The organism is Cronobacter sakazakii, assembly GCF_000982825.1.
GTDB lineage: Bacteria > Pseudomonadota > Gammaproteobacteria > Enterobacterales > Enterobacteriaceae > Cronobacter > Cronobacter sakazakii.
In genome coordinates, this window is record NZ_CP011047.1 from 572,492 (window position 1) to 589,282 (window position 16,791).

Below are 16,791 nucleotides of genomic sequence, written 5' to 3' on the forward strand. Positions count from 1 at the left end.
CAGAGACATGGACGGGGCTTCATCAGTAACGTGCTGAAAATATTAGCCTGTCGTGATCGGCAGAAGGTTTTCAGGCAGGTTATAAAGTTTTGCAAGCGTGGTCAGATTCTCGCTCATTCCTTCAAGCGTCACGCCGCGTCCACCCGCCTGCGTCAGCGCGACCAGATGCACCAGCAGCGCCAGCCCGGCGGTGTCGACACGCTCAAGACCGCTGAGATCGATTCGCTGCAATCCGTCCGTGATGGACTGCCGTTGTTCCCACAGCGGCGTCAGCGTTTCGCGATCCAGCGTGCCGTTTAAGCGCAACTGCGCTTCCTGGCGCTCCCAGTGCAGTTCCGCGGACATTACTGTTTCTGATCCAGCGTAATCGGCTGACGAGCAATAGATTTCAGCTGTTCGGTCAGGCCGTCGATGCCTTTCTGGCGCAGCAGATCGCTCCACTCGTTCTGTTTGGTCGTAATCATGCTCACGCCTTCCGCGATCATGTCATACGCCTGCCAGTTACCGGTCTGGCTGTTTTTACGCCACTGGAAATCCAGACGTACCGGCGGACGGCCATTCGGGTCGACGATGGTAACGCGAATCGGAATGATATTGGCGTCGCCCAGCGGCTGCTCCGGCGCAATCTGATAAGTCTGGCCGTGATACATCGCCAGCGCCTGACCGTATGCCTGTTTCAGGTATTCGCGAAACGCGGCGAAATAGGCTTCACGCTGCGCAGGCGTCGCTTCTTTGTAATAGCGGCCCAGCACCAGCGCGCCCGCGTATTTCACCTGAACATACGGCAGCAGTTCCTGATCGACGATATCGCGCAGGTGGTTCGGGTTCTGACGGATTTGCGGCTGTTCGTTTTTCAGGCGATCAAACGTTTTCTTTGCCGCCTCGTTCATCAGCTTATACGGGTTGGATTGATCCGCCGCGGTAGCCGTAGCAAGCGGCGCAATCACCAGCATGGCGACCATTAAAAGACGTTTAAACATATCCGTTTCTCCTGATTAGTTCGTCGCGCCGGCAGGCGGCGTCACGTTATCCGGTTGGGCAGCAGAGCCCTGCTCGCCGCCCTCTTTCTGGTTGTCGCCGCTGTTGCTCTTATAGAGGAACTGGCCAATCAGATCTTCAAGCACCATGGCAGATTTCGTGTCCTGAATGGTGCCTCCATCTTTAAGGATAGTGGTTCCCAGCTCAGGATCTTCAAAACCAACGTTCAGCGCCAGATATTGCTCCCCCAGCAGGCCGGAAGTCCGAATCGCCAGCGAGCTGGTATCGGGAATATGATCGTAGCGCTGTTCGATATCCATCGCGACGCGCGGCAGGTAGGTTTTCGGATCCAGCGTAATGTCAGAAACGCGGCCAATCACCACGCCGCCAATGCGCACCGGCGAGTGCGGTTTCAGGCCGCCGATATTATCAAAGGTGGCGTAAAGCCGGTATGTCGGTTCAGCCCGCAGCGAAGTGACATCCGCCACTTTCAGACAAATGAACAGCGCGGCCAACAGCGCCACCAGCATGAAAGCGCCAACCCAAATCTCAAATTTCTTCGTTTGCATGCGTTAGTTCCCAAACATCAATGCGGTAAGCACAAAATCAAGGCCAAGCACGGCCAGTGAAGCGTGCACAACGGTACGTGTAGTTGCCCGGCTGATCCCGGCCGACGTCGGGATCGCGTCGTAACCGTTAAAGAGCGCAATCCAGGTCACCGTGATGGCAAACACCACGCTTTTAATCAAACAGTTAATCAGATCCATACGCCAGTCGACGGCGTCCTGCATGGCGGACCAGAAAAACCCGGCATCAATGCCTTTCCAGTTTACGCCGACGAGAGAACCGCCCCAGACGCCCACCGCCACGAAAATTACCGTCAGCAGCGGCAGCGAGATAACGCCCGCCCAGAAGCGCGGCGAAATCACGCGGCGCAGCGGGTCGACCGCCATCATCTCCATGCTGGAAAGCTGCTCGGTCGCTTTCATCAGCCCAATTTCCGCGGTCAACGCCGAACCGGCGCGGCCTGCGAACAGTAGCGCGGCGACAACCGGTCCCAGCTCGCGCAGCAGTGACAGCGCCACCAGCATGCCGAGACTCGTTTCCGCACTGTAGGTGGTCAGCACCAGATACCCCTGCAGGCCCAGCACCATACCGATAAACAGCCCCGAGACGATGATGATAATCATCGACAGGACGCCCACGTTATAGAGCTGGCGCACCAGCAGCGGGCCGTGTTTGCGAAATTCCGGCTTGCCGACGATGGCATTGAATAGCATCAACCCGGCGCGGCCGAAGGAGGCGCTGAATTTAAGCCCGCGTTGCCCCATCGACGCCAGTAAATTTAACAGCATGAGCAGACTAACTCCCTGTTGGCGAAATCAGATCGTGGTGATAATCCCCGGCGGGATAGCGGAAAGGCACCGGCCCGTCGGCGATACCATCAAGGAACTGGCGCACACGCGGATCGGTATTCTCTTGCAGCGCCTGCGCGCTGCCCTGCGCGACAATCCGTTTGTCGGCGACGATATACGCGTAATCCGCGATGCTTAAGACTTCCGGCACATCATGCGACACCACCACGCAGGTGACGCCGAGCGCGCTGTTTAGCTCGGAAATCAGCTTTACCAGCACGCCCATGGTGATAGGATCCTGACCGACGAACGGCTCGTCGAACATAATAAGATCCGGCTCCAGCGCAATCGCGCGCGCCAGCGCCGCCCGGCGTGCCATACCGCCAGAGAGTTCGGAAGGCATCAGTTTCGCGGCCCCTCTTAACCCCACGGCTTCAAGCTTCATCATGACGGTGCTGCGCAACAGCGGTTCCGGCAGACGAGTATGTTCGCGCAGCGGATAGGCGACGTTTTCAAACACATTCAGATCGGTAAACAGCGCACCGGACTGAAACAGCATGCTCATGCGCTTGCGCACTTCATAAAGCCGCGAGCGGGACATGGCGGGAATATTTTCGCCGTCGAACAGAATTTCCCCGCGATCAGGCGCAATCTGCCCGCCAATCAGGCGCAGCAGCGTGGTTTTACCGATCCCTGACGGCCCCATAATGGCCGTTACCTTACCGCGCGGGACGGTAAGCGAGATATTGTCAAAAATAGATCGGTTGCCGCGCGTAAAGCTCACGCCACGCACGTCAATCAATGTCTCACCGATCTGGCTCATCAACGCATCCTTTATGGTTCGCAGAGTTGTTCATAATGGCGCCAGCCGACACCGCAAAGAGGCTATTTTTACAGAATATCCCCATATGAGGTTAGCGAAAGCTGGCATTTGTTTTACTTTTGGCCCGCATCTGGTCAAAATTAAGAATTTACTTCGTTCATAAACGATCTGTATGCGCGGCCAGCAACTCAGGCACAGTGGACCGGCGATTATACCTGAAGAAAGGACTTTGCATGCTTTTAGCTACGGCGCTGTTGATTATTGGTTTGCTATTGGTGGTCTATAGCGCCGATCGTCTGGTTTTCGCCGCCTCGCTACTCTGCCGCAGTCTGGGCGTGCCGCCGCTCCTGATTGGCATTACCGTCGTCGGTATCGGTACCTCTCTGCCTGAAATCATGGTTTCTGTCGCCGCCGCGCTGCATGGCGAAACCAGCCTCGCCGTCGGTACGGCGATAGGGTCGAATATCACCAATATTCTGCTGATAGCCGGTTTAACGGCGCTGCTGCGTCCGCTGGCGGTGCACTCGTCCATGCTGCGTCGTGAGCTCTCCGCCATGTTGCTGGTGAGCGCCCTGGCGGGTCTGGTGCTGTGGGATGGCATGCTCACCCGTGCTGAAGGTATCTGGCTGTTACTTATCGCCGCCGCCTATTTATGGTTTATCATCCGCCTGGCTCGCCGTGCGGAGCGTCAGGGTAACGACAGCCTGACGCGCGAGCAGCTTGCCGAATTGCCGCGCGAAGGTGGACGCTCGGTCGCGTTTCTCTGGCTTGCCGTGGCGCTTATCATTATGCCGATGGCTACACGTATGGTGGTGGATAACGCGACCGTACTGGCTCAGGGTTTCGCCATCAGCGAGCTGACCGTCGGCCTGACCGCCATCGCTATCGGCACCAGCCTGCCGGAACTGGCGACCGCCATCGCGGGCGCGCGTAAAGGCGAAGACGATATCGCCATCGGCAATATTATCGGATCGAATGTTTACAATCTGGCTATCGTCCCTGGCCTGCCCGCGCTGCTCGCGCCCGGTCATTTCGATCCGCTGGCGTTTACGCGCGATTACGGCGTCATGCTGCTGGTTAGCGTGATTTTCGTGATGCTGTGCTGGCGTCCTGAGCGGTATCTCGGTAAAAAAACCGGCGCCGGATTATTATGTGGGTTTATCGTTTGGATGGTGATGCTGTTCTGGGCGTCGCCGCGTCTCGTTGGATGAATCGGAATCGCATTATGTCGCAACTAGATTTACCGCCAGGGTTTGACTTTGAACAGGCCGGGAAAGAGGTCCTGACTATTGAGCGCGCAGGCCTAGAACAGCTGGATCAATATATTAACGCCGATTTTGCCCGCGCCTGCGAAAGCATGTTCTACTGCCGCGGCAAAGTGGTCGTGATGGGCATGGGCAAGTCAGGACACATCGGTAAAAAAATGGCGGCCACGCTCGCCAGCACCGGCACACCGTCATTCTTTGTGCATCCGGCCGAGGCGAGCCACGGTGATTTAGGCATGGTGAGCGCGCAGGATATCGTGATAGCGATTTCCAATTCCGGTGAGTCCAACGAAATTCTGGCGCTGATCCCGGTGCTCAAACGTCTGCAGGTACAGCTTATCTGTATGACAGGCCGTCCGGAGAGCGCCATGGCGAAAGCCGCGGACATTCACCTGTGCGTGAAAGTCCCGCACGAAGCCTGCCCGCTCGGTCTCGCGCCGACGTCCAGCACCACCGCGACGCTGGTAATGGGCGACGCGCTCGCCGTCGCGCTGCTGAAAGCGCGCGGCTTTACCGCTGAAGATTTCGCGCTTTCGCACCCAGGCGGCGCGCTCGGGCGCAAGCTGCTGCTGCGCGTTAACGATATCATGCACACGGGCGATGAAATTCCGCACGTCAGCAAAGAGGCCTCTTTGCGCGACGCGCTTTTGGAAATCACCCGCAAGAATCTTGGCATGACCGTCGTGTGCGATGACCTGATGAAAATCGAAGGCGTCTTTACTGATGGCGACTTGCGCCGCGTCTTTGATATGGGCGGCGATCTGCACCAGATGAAAATTGTTGATGTGATGACGCCCGGCGGTATTCGGGTGCGTCCGGGCACGCTCGCGGTCGATGCGCTGAACCTCATGCAGTCGCGTCATATTACTTCCGTCATGGTGGCTGATGGCGACCAGTTGCGCGGTGTGATACATATGCATGATTTGCTGCGCGCAGGCGTGGTGTAACAAAGGAAAGGTTTAATGAGTAACCCTGATGGCGCCCTCTCTACCTGCTACGGGCCGGTGAGCGCGCAGGTCATTGAGCGGGCGGCGCAAATCCGCCTGCTGATTCTGGATGTCGACGGCGTAATGTCTGACGGCCTGATTTACATGGGCAACAGCGGCGAAGAGCTGAAAGCCTTCAACGTGCGCGACGGCTACGGCATTCGCTGCGCGCTGACGTCCGGCATTGAGGTCGCGATTATCACCGGTCGTAAAGCGAAGCTGCTGGAAGACCGCTGCGAGACGCTCGGCATTACGCATCTTTACCAGGGGCAGTCCGATAAGCTCATCGCTTACCGTCAACTGCTCGAAAAACTGGCGCTTTCTCCAGAAAATGTCGCCTATGTAGGCGATGATTTAATTGACTGGCCGGTTATGGCACAGGTCGGGCTGAGCGTCTCGGTAGCGGATGCGCATCCGCTGCTCACGCCGAAAGCCGATTACGTCACGCGTATTGCTGGCGGGCGCGGCGCGGTGCGCGAAGTGTGTGACCTTCTGCTGCTGGCGCAGGGCAAACTAGATGAGGCCATAGGGCAATCCATATGAGTAAGACCAGACGCTGGGTCATTATCCTGCTGGCGCTGGCCGCGCTGGTGCTGATTGGCATTAATCTGGCCGATCAGGATGAAAGCGGCCCGACGACGGTAAACAGCAACGAACCAACATACCAGAGCGAACAGTCGAATACGCTGGTCTATAGCCCGGAAGGCGCGCTCAACTACCGCCTGGTCGCACAGCATGTCGAATATTTTTCTGAAGACGGCGTCTCCTGGTTTACGCAGCCGGTGATGACGACCTTCGATACCAATAAAGTGCCGACCTGGTCGGTCAAGGCGGATCGTGCCAAACTGACCAATGACAGGATGCTCTATCTGACCGGTCATGTGGAAGTGAACGCGCTGACGCCCGATTCACAGTTACGCAAAATTACGACCGACAAGGCGGAGATCAACCTGGTCACCCAGGACGTTACCTCTGATACGCTTGTTACTCTTTACGGCACCAGCTTTAATTCCAGCGGCCTGAAAATGCGCGGGAACCTTCGCAGCAAAAATGCCGAGCTGATTGAAAAGGTTAGAACCTCCTATGAAATCCAGAATAAACAAACTCAGCCTTAATCTCGTACTCACCAGTACGCTGCTGGCGGCAGGCTTCCCGGCGTTCGCGCTGACGGGCGATACCGAACAGCCTATTCACATTGAATCTGACCAGCAGTCTCTGGACATGCAGGGTAACGTGGTCACGTTTACCGGCAACGTCGTGGTGACGCAGGGTTCGATCAAAATCAACGCCGATAAAGTTGTCGTGACGCGTCCTGGCGGCGAGAAAGGTAAAGAAGTGATTGACGGCTATGGCAATCCGGCCACGTTCTATCAGATGCAGGACAACGGCAAGCCGGTGAAAGGCCACGCCGCCAAAATGCACTATGAGCTGCAAAACGACTTTGTGGTGCTGACCGGCAACGCCTATCTTGAGCAGCTCGACAGCAATATCAAAGGCGACAAAATCACCTATCTCGTGAAAGAGCAGAAAATGCAGGCGTTCAGCGAGAAAGGCAAACGCGTCACCACCGTACTGGTGCCGTCGCAGCTGCAAAATAAAGACGGCACCTCTCAGGCGCCAGCCCAGAACAAGAGTAACTAAACCCTTATGGCAACACTCATTGCGAAACACCTGGCGAAAGCCTACAAAGGCCGCCGCGTAGTGGAAGATGTCAGCCTGACGGTGAATTCAGGCGAGATTGTCGGCCTGCTTGGCCCGAACGGCGCGGGTAAAACCACGACATTCTATATGGTGGTGGGCATCGTGCCGCGCGACGCGGGCGATATCATCATTGATGATGAAAATATCAGTCTGCTGCCGCTGCACGCCCGCGCGCGTCGCGGTATCGGCTATCTGCCGCAGGAGGCGTCGATCTTCCGCCGCCTGAGCGTCTATGACAACCTGATGGCGGTCCTGCAAATTCGTGACGATCTCAGCACCGAGCAGCGTGAAGATCGCGCCAAAGAGCTGATGGAAGAGTTTCACATCGACCATCTTCGCGATAGCCTCGGCCAGTCGCTCTCCGGCGGTGAACGTCGCCGTGTGGAGATCGCCCGCGCGCTCGCGGCGAACCCGAAGTTTATCCTGCTGGATGAGCCGTTCGCCGGTGTCGACCCGATTTCGGTTATCGACATCAAACGCATTATCGAGCATCTGCGCGACAGCGGCCTCGGCGTGCTGATTACCGACCACAACGTGCGTGAAACGCTGGCCGTCTGCGAACGCGCCTACATCGTAAGCCAGGGCCACCTGATCGCCCACGGCACGCCTGATGAAATCCTGCAGAACGAACAGGTTAAACGCGTATACCTTGGGGAAGAGTTCAGACTCTGATAGGGTAGGGCAACAGGCAGAAACGGCGCGCGACCCGGCGCGCCCTGCTGCACAGGTCTTTTTGACGTTTACACCTGAGGATTTTTGCTCTGAATATGAAGCAAGGTTTGCAACTAAGGCTTAGCCAACAGCTCGCCATGACGCCGCAGTTGCAGCAGGCCATCCGCTTGTTGCAATTGTCCACGCTGGAGCTTCAGCAGGAGCTGCAACAGGCGCTGGAGAGTAATCCCCTGCTTGAACAAACCGACATTCACGACGAAATTGCCACTCAGGAAACGCAGGACAGCGAAGGGCTGGACACCGCCGAAGCGCTGGAGCAAAAAGAGATGCCGGACGAACTGCCGCTTGACGCCAGCTGGGACGAAATCTACACCGCGGGTACGCCTTCAGGCACCGGCACCGACTATATCGACGACGAACTGCCCGTTTATCAGGGCGAAACCACCCAGAGCCTGCAGGATTACCTGATGTGGCAGGTGGAGCTGACGCCGTTTTCCGATACCGATCGCGCCATCGCCACGGCGATCGTCGACGCGGTGGATGATACTGGCTATCTCACCGTGACGGTGCAGGATATTCTCGACGGCATGGGCGACAGCGATGGTGATATCGGCCTCGAAGAGATCGAAGCTGTACTGAAGCGCGTTCAGCGTTTCGATCCGGTCGGCGTCGCCGCCCGGGATCTGCGCGATTGCCTGTTGATCCAGCTTTCGCAGTTTAGCGCCGAAACGCCTTTTCTTGCCCAGGCGCGCCAGATAGTCAGCGATCACCTCGACCTGCTGGCCAACCATGATTTCCGCAGCCTGATGCGCGTTACGCGCCTTAAAGAAGATGTGCTCAAAGAAGCCGTTAATCTGATCCAGTCGCTCGATCCGCGCCCCGGCCAGTCGATCCAGACCGGCGAGCCGGAATATGTTATTCCCGATGTGCTGGTGCGCAAGCATAACGGCCGCTGGACGGTCGAGCTTAACGCCGACAGCATTCCCCGGCTTAAAATCAATCAGCAGTACGCCGCCATGTCCGGCAGCGCGCGCAATGAATCCGACAGCCAGTTCATCCGCAGCAACCTCCAGGAAGCCAAATGGCTTATCAAAAGCCTGGAGAGTCGTAACGACACGCTGCTGCGCGTCAGCCGCTGTATCGTCGAACAGCAACAGGCGTTCTTTGAGCAGGGCGAAGAGTATATGAAGCCGATGGTGCTGGCGGATATCGCGCAGGCGGTCGAGATGCATGAATCCACCATCTCCCGCGTCACCACGCAAAAATATCTGCACAGCCCGCGCGGCATCTTTGAATTAAAGTATTTTTTCTCAAGCCACGTGAACACCGAGGGCGGCGGCGAAGCCTCGTCCACGGCTATCCGCGCGCTGGTGAAAAAGTTGATTGCAGCGGAGAACCCCGCGAAACCCTTAAGCGACAGCAAGTTAACGTCTATGCTGTCAGAACAGGGGATCATGGTGGCCCGCCGTACCGTTGCGAAGTATCGAGAATCTTTATCCATACCGCCGTCAAACCAGCGCAAACAGCTGGTCTGACCCAACCGATAAGGAAGACACTATGCAGCTCAACATCACAGGACAAAACGTCGAAATCACTGAAGCGTTGCGCGAATTCGTTAACACCAAGTTCGCCAAGCTGGAGCAGTATTTCGAAAGGATTAATCAGGTCTATATTGTGCTGAAGGTGGAAAAGGTGACGCAGGTCGCCGACGCCACCCTGCATGTGAACGGCGGGGAGCTGCATGCCAGTTCGGAAGGGCAGGATATGTACGCCGCCATTGACGGTTTGATTGATAAACTGGCGCGGCAGCTCACTAAACACAAAGATAAACTGAAACAACATTAATTGTCCGGGCGTTTCGCTGGGACATCGGCGGCTCGTGGCCCGTGCGGCGAGCCGTCGCACCAGAAAACGCTTAGGTGAAATTATGATGAATAATGATTCGGCTCTGCCATTGAGCAATGTATTAAACCAGGAATGCACTCGCAGCGGCGTACACTGCCAGAGCAAAAAGCGCGCCCTGGAAATTATCAGCGAGCTGGCGGCAAAGCAGCTCAGCCTGCCGCCGCAGGTCGTTTTTGAAGCGATCCTCACGCGTGAGCGGATGGGCAGTACCGGCATCGGCAATGGCATCGCCATCCCGCACGGCAAGCTCGAAGAAGATACGCTGCGTGCCGTTGGCGTTTTCGTCCAGCTCGAAACGCCTATCCCTTTCGACGCCATTGATAACCAGCCCGTCGATTTACTTTTTGCGCTGCTGGTGCCGGCGGATCAAACCAAAACGCATCTGCATACGCTCTCTCTGGTGGCGAAGCGGCTGGCGGACAAAACGATTTGTCGCCGTCTGCGCGCCGCGCAAAGCGATGAAGAGCTCTACCAGATAATCACTGAAACCAGTGAAGAGAATGAATGACCGTGCCGACAGGCACAATCCAGGAGGCGCCGGTTACCCGGTCTGAAGTGTGGAGAAACAGCAGATGGTTCTGATGATCGTCAGTGGACGTTCAGGGTCAGGGAAATCGGTCGCCCTGCGTGCACTGGAAGATATGGGGTTCTACTGCGTCGATAACCTGCCTGTCGTGCTGCTGCCTGAACTGGCGCGCACGCTTTCGGAAAGGCAGATATCCGCCGCGGTGAGCATTGATGTTCGCAATATGCCGGAATCCCCGGAGGTGTTTGAGCAGGCGATGAACAACCTGCCGGACGCGTTCTCTCCGCAACTGCTGTTCCTCGACGCCGATCGCAACACGCTTATCCGCCGCTACAGCGATACGCGTCGTTTGCATCCGCTCTCCAGCAAAAATCTCTCGCTGGAAAGCGCCATCGATGAAGAGAACGATCTGCTGGAGCCGCTGCGCTCGCGTGCGGATCTGATCGTCGATACCTCGGAAATGTCGGTGCATGAGCTGGCGGAGATGTTGCGTACGCGCCTTCTTGGCAAGCGCGAGCGCGAACTCACGATGGTGTTTGAATCGTTCGGCTTTAAACACGGCATTCCTATCGACGCCGATTACGTTTTCGACGTCCGTTTCCTGCCGAACCCGCACTGGGACCCGAAACTGCGTCCAATGACCGGCCTCGATAAGCCCGTCGCGGCGTTTCTCGACCGCCATACCGAAGTGCATAACTTCATCTACCAGACCCGCAGCTACCTGGAACTCTGGCTGCCGATGCTGGAAACCAACAACCGCAGCTATCTCACCGTCGCGATTGGCTGCACCGGCGGTAAACACCGCTCTGTTTATATCGCCGAACAGCTGGCGGATTACTTCCGCTCGCGCGGCAAGAACGTTCAGTCCCGCCATCGCACGCTGGAAAAACGCAAATCATGACCGTAAAACAGACCGTTGAAATCACCAACCGGCTCGGGATGCACGCCCGCCCGGCCATGAAGTTGTTTGAACTGGTGCAGAGCTTTGACGCGGAGGTGTTATTGCGTAATGAAGCGGGCACGGAAGCGGAAGCCAGCAGCGTTATCGCGCTACTGATGCTGGATTCCGCCCAGGGCGGGCATATTGAAATTGAAGCCACCGGCCCGCAGGAAAAAGAAGCGCTGGCGGCCGTCATCGCGCTGTTTAACGCAGGCTTTGACGAAGACTGACCGCCCAGCCCTCAGCGCAGCTTATGCTGCGCCATAAACCCTTCCCCACCGAGCTGGCGCATCTGGCGCAAAATCCACTGCTGACGCGCACGCACGTAGCCTGACGGCGCACTCGCCTTATAGCGCAGCGGGTTAGGCAGCACCGCCGCCAGTAGCGCCGCTTCGGATGCCGACAGGCGGCTGGCGGGCTTATTGAAATAGCGCTGTGACGCCTCTTCCACGCCAAACACGCCGTCGCCGAATTCTGCGATATTCAGATAGACCGTCAGAATGCGGCGCTTGCTCCAGACGGTTTCAATGCCGAGCGTTAAGCCCGCCTCCAGCCCTTTTCGCAGCCAGCTGCGTCCGTCCCATAAAAACAGGTTTTTGGCCGTTTGCTGCGACAGCGTGGACGCCCCGCGGATGCGGCGGCTGTTTTCATTATGCGCGACGGCTTTCTGAATCGCCGCCACGTCAAAGCCCCAGTGCTCCGGGAACGTCTGATCTTCCGCCGCGATCACCGCAAGCCCCATCCAGGGCGAAATCTCATCCATGCTCACCCAGTCGGAGTGCGCCACGTAGCCAAAATCGCCGCTCAACCACGCGGAGAACTGCCGCTCGACCATAACCGCTGAAAACGGCACCGGCATCACGCTGAACAGCAGAATGCCCGCGATCCAGACGCCGAGCACCGCCAGAATGGCGCGCAGCGCCAGCCGACGCAGACGCACAAACAGCGAGCCGCGCGCTTTACTCATTCGCACATCGCCACCAGGCGCGCCACCAGCTTCTCAATGCCCGCCGCCGCCTCGTCGATGCTTTCCGCCAGCATATAGGCGGGCGTGGTCAGCACTTTGTTATCTTCATCAACCACAATATCGTCCACCGGGCACGGCACATGTTCGCCACCCATCTCTTCCACCAGTTCGGCAGTATCGATATCGGTGCCGATGGTCAGTCGCAAAGGCGCGGCGATAATTTTCGGCAGCATCGCGGGCGCGATACAGATAAACCCGAGCGGTTTACCCGCGTCGTGCATCACACGTGCCAGCGCCAGAAGCGCCGGATCAACCGAACATTCGCTGCCACGCGTGGCGAAATCGCACAGGTTTTTGGCGGCACCGAAGCCACCTGGCACCACCAGCGCATCGAGTTCTTCCGCGCGCGCCTGTTCCAGCGGCGTTATCTTGCCGCGGGCGATACGGGCCGCCTCAACGAGCACATTACGCGTCTCGCCGGTCGGTTCGCCCGTGACGTGATTAATCACGTCCGCTTGTGGTTTATCAGGCGCAAAGCAGACAGCCTGCGCGCCATTACGGGCCAGCGCCAGCAGGGTTATCACCGCCTCATGAATTTCTGAACCGTCATAAACGCCGCAACCGCTTAAAACCACTCCGATTTTTTTCATGATTTATCCTTACGTTAAGCCGTTGAAACCTGGAGTAAAATGTTATTTAAACGTTATGCTTCACACATTTTACTGATTCACATAACAAATCATTTAAGATTTGCTATCTTATGTACGAGCGCCTTGATCACTCAGGCCGCGCCACGTAGTTAAAAAGATCAACATCATTAATCAATGGCGAGGCCACGATTTCCCTGGTGTTGGCGCAGTATTCGCGCACCCCGGTTTAGCCGGGGTCATTTTTTTCCGGCGCCGGCAACCCACGCTTTCAGCGCACCGACGTCGTGTTGCCACTCCTGCTTCAGCTCTTCAATCCATTCCCCAACGTTATCCCACCACGCTGGCAGATCGGGCGACTGGATTTTTTGCGCCAGCTGCTGCAAATGACGCAGCCCGACCGCACCGGCAGCGCCTTTGATTTTATGGCCCTCTTCGACAATGCCTTTTTGATCGCGCGCGGTGAGGTTAGATTCCAGCACGCTCAGGTAGCCCGGCATCATTTTTTCAAACATTGCCAGACCGTCGGTGATGAGTTTAGGGCCAACCAGCTCCAGATACTGTTCCAGCATCGGGAGATCGAGCAGCGCCTGCTGCTTGCCGTCATCGCGTGTCGTCACGTCTTGCTCCTCATCATCAGCTTGCGTATCCCAGAATTTTTTGATGGTCGCGGTCAGCGCCGGCACCGCCAGCGGTTTGCTCAGCACGTCGTCCATCCCCGCTTCCAGATACTCTTTTTTATCTTTGAGTACGTTGGCGGTCAGCGCCACCAGCGGCGGCAGCGCGTCGCGGGTATAACGGCGGTTCAGTTCGCGAGAGATATCAAGCCCGGTCATGTCCGGCAACTGGATATCCAGCAGCACCAGATCAAACTCGCCGGGGCTGAACATCTCCAGCGCCGCTTTGCCGGTCATGGCCACCTCGACGCTGCAACCCAGTTTTTCCAGCACCGACGTCGCCACGATAACGTTGAGCTCAATATCTTCCACCAGTAACACATGCAGCGCTGGCAGCGGCATCTCGTCGTCGTTGAGCGTATCTTCCACTTCTTCCGCCACGCGCGGTGCCTGCACCGTCAGAACAAACGTCGAGCCCTGCCCCGGTTTGCTGGATACCGTGATATCGCCGCCCATGCTTTTCGCGAGACGGCGCGACACCGCAAGCCCAATCCCTGTGCCCGTCGCCGGTTTGCCGCCCTGGCTGTCTTTCACCTGGTAATACATGGCGAAAATCTTGTCCTGCTCCTCCTGCGGAATACCGATGCCGGAATCTTCCACTTCAAAGCGTAGCTGCTCGTTTTCGTTATAGCTGACGCGCACCGTCACCTGGCCCTGTTGGGTAAATTTCACCGCGTTGCTGATAAGGTTCCAGAGGATCTGCCGCAGGCGCGTGCCGTCGGTCAGCACTTTATGCGGCACCGGACGCACCGGCTCCATCACGAAGCGCAGCCCTTTCTGCTGCGCCTGCAGGCCGGAGAGGTTTTCCAGGTCTGCCAGGAAGCTGGTGAAATCGACGGGCTGGTTATCAAGCTGCACTTTACGGCGCTCAATTTTATCCATGTCGATAATATCGTTGAAGATATTGCCAAGCGTCACGGCGGAAACGTGAATGGTCTTGAGGTATTTTTCCTGCTCTGCGCTGAGTTCGGTATCCAGCAGAATGCGGCTCAACCCCACAATACCGTTAAGCGGCGTGCGCAGCTCATGGCTGATGGTGGAGATAAAGGTCGTCTTATCGCGGCTGGCGCGCTCCAGCGCGTCCTGATAGCGCTTACGCTCGGTAATATCGCGCCCGAAACCCATCAGCCCGTGGCGTTTACCCACGCGGTCGTAATACGGCACTTTGCGGATTTCAAAGCACGCTTTGCGGCCATCCGGGTAGTCGAGCCACTGCTCGTAAGTCAGCGACACATTATGGCGGAAGACTTTTTCATCGGTCTCCAGCACTTTTTCCGCCGCCTCGGGCGCATAGACCTCATGCGGCTTCAGCCCAATCAGCTGTTTTTCGCTTTTACCGGTGAGTAGTTCCATCGCCCGGTTGCAGCCCGAAAATTCTTTATCTTCATTACGGTAGAACACCAGATCCGGCGAGGCGTCGAGAAACGAGCGCAGAAAAGAGGATTGCTGCTCCAGCTGAATTTGCGTGACCTCACGCTCTTTCATCTCCACTTTTAGCTGCTCCAGCATATTCTGGCGCTCGGCTTCCGCTTTTTCACGGTCGGCGATTTCCTGATTAAGCTGGGCGATGTTGTCTTTAAGCTTCACGTTGAGCTTGAGATCGCGCTCGCGCATCTCTTCGAGCTTATCCACCAGCTTTGAGAGCCGCTGGCGCGACTCCTCAAGCTGCTCGACCACCACCGACAGAAAGTAGACTGCCCAGGGCGTGATCAACAGACCAAAGAAAATCGAGCGAATAACATCAATGCTTTCGACCTGGCCGTGCAGCACCATTGTCACGGCCATTTGCACCGCCATCGCCAGCACGACCAGCGCAAGGGCCAGCAGCAGCGAAAAACGCACCAGGCCAAGCTTTACCAGTAAATCGACGTAGTACTGCGCCAGCATGCGGATCTGTTTCATAAAGGATTCCTGTACTGATATTCCGTTCAATAATACCTAAATCCGCCCCTCTGGCGGAAACTCAGGCAAAAAAGTGCGGGGTGAGCAGGCGAGCGATCGAAAAAACAGCGTTTAAAGGGCGTCAGGCGCGCCGCGCCAGGGGCGACCGAGCGCCGAGCCCTGCGCGCCGTGCTGGTTGAGATAGCGGTCAATCTCGACCATGCCGGTCCAGCGGTTCTCGCACCACAGCGGCGCAAGTAAGGTCGGATGGCGGGCGCTGGCGGAAATGCGATGGTAGATGATGTCCGGCGGCGTATGGCGGATCATCTCACCCGCCGTGACGGTATAGTCATCCAGCGCAATGCCGCTAAGCCGCCCGGCCCGCCAGGCTTTCGCCATAATGCTGCCCTCGACAATATGCAACGGATGGAGCTTGATGCCATCCACGCCGGTCTCTACCACGCGCTCAAGCGACGCCAGCGCGTCGCTACGGGTTTCACCCGGCAGCCCGACGATAAGATGTGTGCACACCCGAAGCCCGCGCGCCCGCGCCCGACGCGCCGTCTCCTGGTAACAGGCGAAATCGTGCCCGCGGTTAATCCGGTGCAGGGTTTTATCCTTCGCGCTTTGCAGCCCCAGCTCCAGCCAGACTTCATAGCCTTGCTCATGGTAGCCGGCGAGCAGATCCAGCACGCTCTCCGGCACGCAGTCCGGGCGCGTGCCGACGCACAGCCCGACAATATCCGCCTGGCTTATCGCCTGCTGGTACATGGCGCGTAAAACGTTAACTTCCGCAAAGGTGCTGGTGTAGGCCTGAAAATAGGCAAGGTAACGGCGGGCGCGGTCGACGCGCGCGACCTGCTGCGCCAGCTGTTGTTGAATGGAGAGATGCTGCTGGGTTTCATCGGCGAACGACGCGACATTGCAGAAAGTGCAGCCGCCGCGCCCCAGCGTGCCGTCGCGGTTCGGGCAACTGAAGCCGCCATGCAATGACAACTTATGAACTTTCTGACCGTAGCGACGCGTCAGGTCGCCGCCAAACATATTGACTAATTTTTGTAACTGCATAATCTGAAAAGCCGCCCGGCGAAAGGGCGACAGCCTGCCATTTTTACTTCTTTACGGCGATGACCTGGATCAAGCGCCCCGCCCCGCCTTTATCTGATGAATAATCATTCAACATAAACGGTGTTTTAGTCACCAATACACTAATTACTTTTCCTTATGATCGTGCCGATTATTTAAGGAATATGACGGAGCGTAAAAAACAGAGCGTTTATGCGGCTTGCAGGCGCTTCACAACAGATCATGCTGCTTTAAAACCCAATAACAGTGCGGTATCCACTTCCAGCCGCTTTCTTATAGTGAGTCAGATCACACATCACCGGGGCTTATTACCCGGAAAACCTAATGTAAAAAAGGTTAAAAGTTTTTATTTATCAATGAAATGGTTGCGCTTTAGCACACT

20 protein-coding genes are annotated in these 16,791 nt (G+C 57.0%); 11 read left to right on the forward strand and 9 right to left on the reverse strand.

All coding sequences use genetic code 11. The annotated features are described in order from the left end of the window. Window positions 1-42: 42 nt before the first annotated feature. From mlaB to mlaF, 5 genes are read right to left on the reverse strand one after another with little or no spacing between them, the layout of a single operon-like run. Window positions 43-345 (reverse strand): lipid asymmetry maintenance protein MlaB, encoded by a 303-nt coding sequence (gene mlaB, locus CSK29544_RS02675; protein ID WP_007872839.1) that lies wholly within the window; start codon window positions 343-345, stop codon window positions 43-45. Further along, window positions 345-980: a phospholipid-binding protein MlaC gene (gene mlaC / locus CSK29544_RS02680; protein ID WP_004385083.1), complete on the reverse strand. Its 636-nt coding sequence runs from the start codon at window positions 978-980 to the stop codon at window positions 345-347. The genes mlaB and mlaC overlap by 1 nt, the downstream gene beginning before the upstream one ends. 15 nt (window positions 981-995) lie before the next feature. Continuing rightward, window positions 996-1,547, reverse strand: a complete 552-nt coding sequence (gene mlaD / locus CSK29544_RS02685; RefSeq protein ID WP_004385084.1) for an outer membrane lipid asymmetry maintenance protein MlaD — start codon at window positions 1,545-1,547, stop codon at window positions 996-998. Between the two features lie 3 nt (window positions 1,548-1,550). Next, window positions 1,551-2,333, reverse strand: coding sequence for a lipid asymmetry maintenance ABC transporter permease subunit MlaE (gene mlaE / locus CSK29544_RS02690; protein ID WP_012125965.1), 783 nt, complete (start codon window positions 2,331-2,333; stop codon window positions 1,551-1,553). Between the two features lie 7 nt (window positions 2,334-2,340). Beyond that, entirely contained in the window at window positions 2,341-3,156 is an 816-nt protein-coding gene (mlaF, locus tag CSK29544_RS02695; protein WP_007872833.1) for a phospholipid ABC transporter ATP-binding protein MlaF, read from the reverse strand. Between the two features lie 233 nt (window positions 3,157-3,389). Here mlaF and CSK29544_RS02700 point away from each other — a divergent pair, with 233 nt between their 5' ends. The 11 genes from CSK29544_RS02700 to npr all read left to right on the forward strand — a co-directional run bounded on the left by CSK29544_RS02700 (window position 3,390) and on the right by npr (window position 11,381). Further along, complete coding sequence (locus CSK29544_RS02700; RefSeq protein WP_007888668.1) at window positions 3,390-4,367, forward strand: calcium/sodium antiporter; 978 nt, start codon at window positions 3,390-3,392, stop codon at window positions 4,365-4,367. Window positions 4,368-4,381: 14 nt separating this feature from the next. Further along, window positions 4,382-5,368 carry an arabinose-5-phosphate isomerase KdsD gene (kdsD, locus tag CSK29544_RS02705; protein ID WP_007888671.1) on the forward strand — a complete coding sequence of 329 codons (987 nt, stop codon included), beginning with the start codon at window positions 4,382-4,384 and terminating at the stop codon, window positions 5,366-5,368. 15 nt (window positions 5,369-5,383) lie between these two features. Beyond that, the gene (gene kdsC / locus CSK29544_RS02710) at window positions 5,384-5,950 is read left to right on the forward strand and encodes a 3-deoxy-manno-octulosonate-8-phosphatase KdsC (RefSeq protein WP_007888672.1); all 567 of its coding nucleotides are present in this window, start codon (window positions 5,384-5,386) and stop codon (window positions 5,948-5,950) included. Continuing rightward, window positions 5,947-6,522 carry an LPS export ABC transporter periplasmic protein LptC gene (lptC, locus tag CSK29544_RS02715; RefSeq protein WP_007888674.1) on the forward strand — a complete coding sequence of 192 codons (576 nt, stop codon included), beginning with the start codon at window positions 5,947-5,949 and terminating at the stop codon, window positions 6,520-6,522. The genes kdsC and lptC overlap by 4 nt, the downstream gene beginning before the upstream one ends. Beyond that, on the forward strand, window positions 6,491-7,048 hold the full coding sequence (gene lptA / locus CSK29544_RS02720) for a lipopolysaccharide ABC transporter substrate-binding protein LptA (protein WP_004385091.1): 558 nt from the start codon (window positions 6,491-6,493) through the stop codon (window positions 7,046-7,048). The genes lptC and lptA overlap by 32 nt, the downstream gene beginning before the upstream one ends. Before the next feature lie 6 nt (window positions 7,049-7,054). Further along, window positions 7,055-7,780: an LPS export ABC transporter ATP-binding protein gene (lptB, locus tag CSK29544_RS02725; RefSeq protein WP_007888677.1), complete on the forward strand. Its 726-nt coding sequence runs from the start codon at window positions 7,055-7,057 to the stop codon at window positions 7,778-7,780. 95 nt (window positions 7,781-7,875) lie between these two features. After that, on the forward strand, window positions 7,876-9,315 hold the full coding sequence (rpoN, locus tag CSK29544_RS02730) for an RNA polymerase factor sigma-54 (RefSeq protein WP_004385093.1): 1,440 nt from the start codon (window positions 7,876-7,878) through the stop codon (window positions 9,313-9,315). A gap of 22 nt (window positions 9,316-9,337) precedes the next feature. Beyond that, window positions 9,338-9,625, forward strand: coding sequence for a ribosome hibernation promoting factor (gene hpf, locus CSK29544_RS02735; protein WP_004385094.1), 288 nt, complete (start codon window positions 9,338-9,340; stop codon window positions 9,623-9,625). Between the two features lie 82 nt (window positions 9,626-9,707). After that, on the forward strand, window positions 9,708-10,193 hold the full coding sequence (ptsN, locus tag CSK29544_RS02740) for a PTS IIA-like nitrogen regulatory protein PtsN (RefSeq protein WP_004385095.1): 486 nt from the start codon (window positions 9,708-9,710) through the stop codon (window positions 10,191-10,193). Window positions 10,194-10,257: 64 nt separating this feature from the next. Beyond that, the gene (gene rapZ, locus CSK29544_RS02745; protein ID WP_004385096.1) at window positions 10,258-11,112 is read left to right on the forward strand and encodes an RNase adapter RapZ; all 855 of its coding nucleotides are present in this window, start codon (window positions 10,258-10,260) and stop codon (window positions 11,110-11,112) included. After that, the gene (npr, locus tag CSK29544_RS02750; protein WP_004385097.1) at window positions 11,109-11,381 is read left to right on the forward strand and encodes a PTS phosphocarrier protein NPr; all 273 of its coding nucleotides are present in this window, start codon (window positions 11,109-11,111) and stop codon (window positions 11,379-11,381) included. The genes rapZ and npr overlap by 4 nt, the downstream gene beginning before the upstream one ends. Window positions 11,382-11,392: 11 nt before the next feature. Here the strand turns inward: npr and mtgA are convergent, their stop codons facing one another. From mtgA to mnmL, 4 genes are all read right to left on the reverse strand, one after another. After that, the gene (mtgA, locus tag CSK29544_RS02755; protein WP_007888682.1) at window positions 11,393-12,118 is read right to left on the reverse strand and encodes a monofunctional biosynthetic peptidoglycan transglycosylase; all 726 of its coding nucleotides are present in this window, start codon (window positions 12,116-12,118) and stop codon (window positions 11,393-11,395) included. Beyond that, entirely contained in the window at window positions 12,115-12,768 is a 654-nt protein-coding gene (gene elbB, locus CSK29544_RS02760; protein ID WP_004385099.1) for an isoprenoid biosynthesis glyoxalase ElbB, read from the reverse strand. The genes mtgA and elbB overlap by 4 nt, the downstream gene beginning before the upstream one ends. A gap of 236 nt (window positions 12,769-13,004) precedes the next feature. Further along, window positions 13,005-15,344: an aerobic respiration two-component sensor histidine kinase ArcB gene (gene arcB, locus CSK29544_RS02765; RefSeq protein WP_007902689.1), complete on the reverse strand. Its 2,340-nt coding sequence runs from the start codon at window positions 15,342-15,344 to the stop codon at window positions 13,005-13,007. A 111-nt stretch (window positions 15,345-15,455) separates the two neighbouring features. Beyond that, window positions 15,456-16,391 (reverse strand): tRNA modification radical SAM protein MnmL/YtqA, encoded by a 936-nt coding sequence (gene mnmL, locus CSK29544_RS02770; protein WP_007902691.1) that lies wholly within the window; start codon window positions 16,389-16,391, stop codon window positions 15,456-15,458. Window positions 16,392-16,791: the final 400 nt, after the last annotated feature.

Excerpts from the sequence above, each read along its gene's own strand:
- mlaB (WP_007872839.1), bottom strand. The coding sequence starts at position 345 with ATGTCCGCGGAACTGCACTGGGAGCGCCAGGAAGCGCAGTTGCGCTTA.
- mlaC (WP_004385083.1), bottom strand. The coding sequence starts at position 980 with ATGTTTAAACGTCTTTTAATGGTCGCCATGCTGGTGATTGCGCCGCTT.
- mlaD (WP_004385084.1), bottom strand. The coding sequence starts at position 1,547 with ATGCAAACGAAGAAATTTGAGATTTGGGTTGGCGCTTTCATGCTGGTG.
- mlaE (WP_012125965.1), bottom strand. The coding sequence starts at position 2,333 with ATGCTGTTAAATTTACTGGCGTCGATGGGGCAACGCGGGCTTAAATTC.
- mlaF (WP_007872833.1), bottom strand. The coding sequence starts at position 3,156 with ATGAGCCAGATCGGTGAGACATTGATTGACGTGCGTGGCGTGAGCTTT.
- CSK29544_RS02700 (WP_007888668.1), top strand. The coding sequence starts at position 3,390 with ATGCTTTTAGCTACGGCGCTGTTGATTATTGGTTTGCTATTGGTGGTC.
- kdsD (WP_007888671.1), top strand. The coding sequence starts at position 4,382 with ATGTCGCAACTAGATTTACCGCCAGGGTTTGACTTTGAACAGGCCGGG.
- kdsC (WP_007888672.1), top strand. The coding sequence starts at position 5,384 with ATGAGTAACCCTGATGGCGCCCTCTCTACCTGCTACGGGCCGGTGAGC.
- lptC (WP_007888674.1), top strand. The coding sequence starts at position 5,947 with ATGAGTAAGACCAGACGCTGGGTCATTATCCTGCTGGCGCTGGCCGCG.
- lptA (WP_004385091.1), top strand. The coding sequence starts at position 6,491 with ATGAAATCCAGAATAAACAAACTCAGCCTTAATCTCGTACTCACCAGT.
- lptB (WP_007888677.1), top strand. The coding sequence starts at position 7,055 with ATGGCAACACTCATTGCGAAACACCTGGCGAAAGCCTACAAAGGCCGC.
- rpoN (WP_004385093.1), top strand. The coding sequence starts at position 7,876 with ATGAAGCAAGGTTTGCAACTAAGGCTTAGCCAACAGCTCGCCATGACG.
- hpf (WP_004385094.1), top strand. The coding sequence starts at position 9,338 with ATGCAGCTCAACATCACAGGACAAAACGTCGAAATCACTGAAGCGTTG.
- ptsN (WP_004385095.1), top strand. The coding sequence starts at position 9,708 with ATGATGAATAATGATTCGGCTCTGCCATTGAGCAATGTATTAAACCAG.
- rapZ (WP_004385096.1), top strand. The coding sequence starts at position 10,258 with ATGGTTCTGATGATCGTCAGTGGACGTTCAGGGTCAGGGAAATCGGTC.
- npr (WP_004385097.1), top strand. The coding sequence starts at position 11,109 with ATGACCGTAAAACAGACCGTTGAAATCACCAACCGGCTCGGGATGCAC.
- mtgA (WP_007888682.1), bottom strand. The coding sequence starts at position 12,118 with ATGAGTAAAGCGCGCGGCTCGCTGTTTGTGCGTCTGCGTCGGCTGGCG.
- elbB (WP_004385099.1), bottom strand. The coding sequence starts at position 12,768 with ATGAAAAAAATCGGAGTGGTTTTAAGCGGTTGCGGCGTTTATGACGGT.
- arcB (WP_007902689.1), bottom strand. The coding sequence starts at position 15,344 with ATGAAACAGATCCGCATGCTGGCGCAGTACTACGTCGATTTACTGGTA.
- mnmL (WP_007902691.1), bottom strand. The coding sequence starts at position 16,391 with ATGCAGTTACAAAAATTAGTCAATATGTTTGGCGGCGACCTGACGCGT.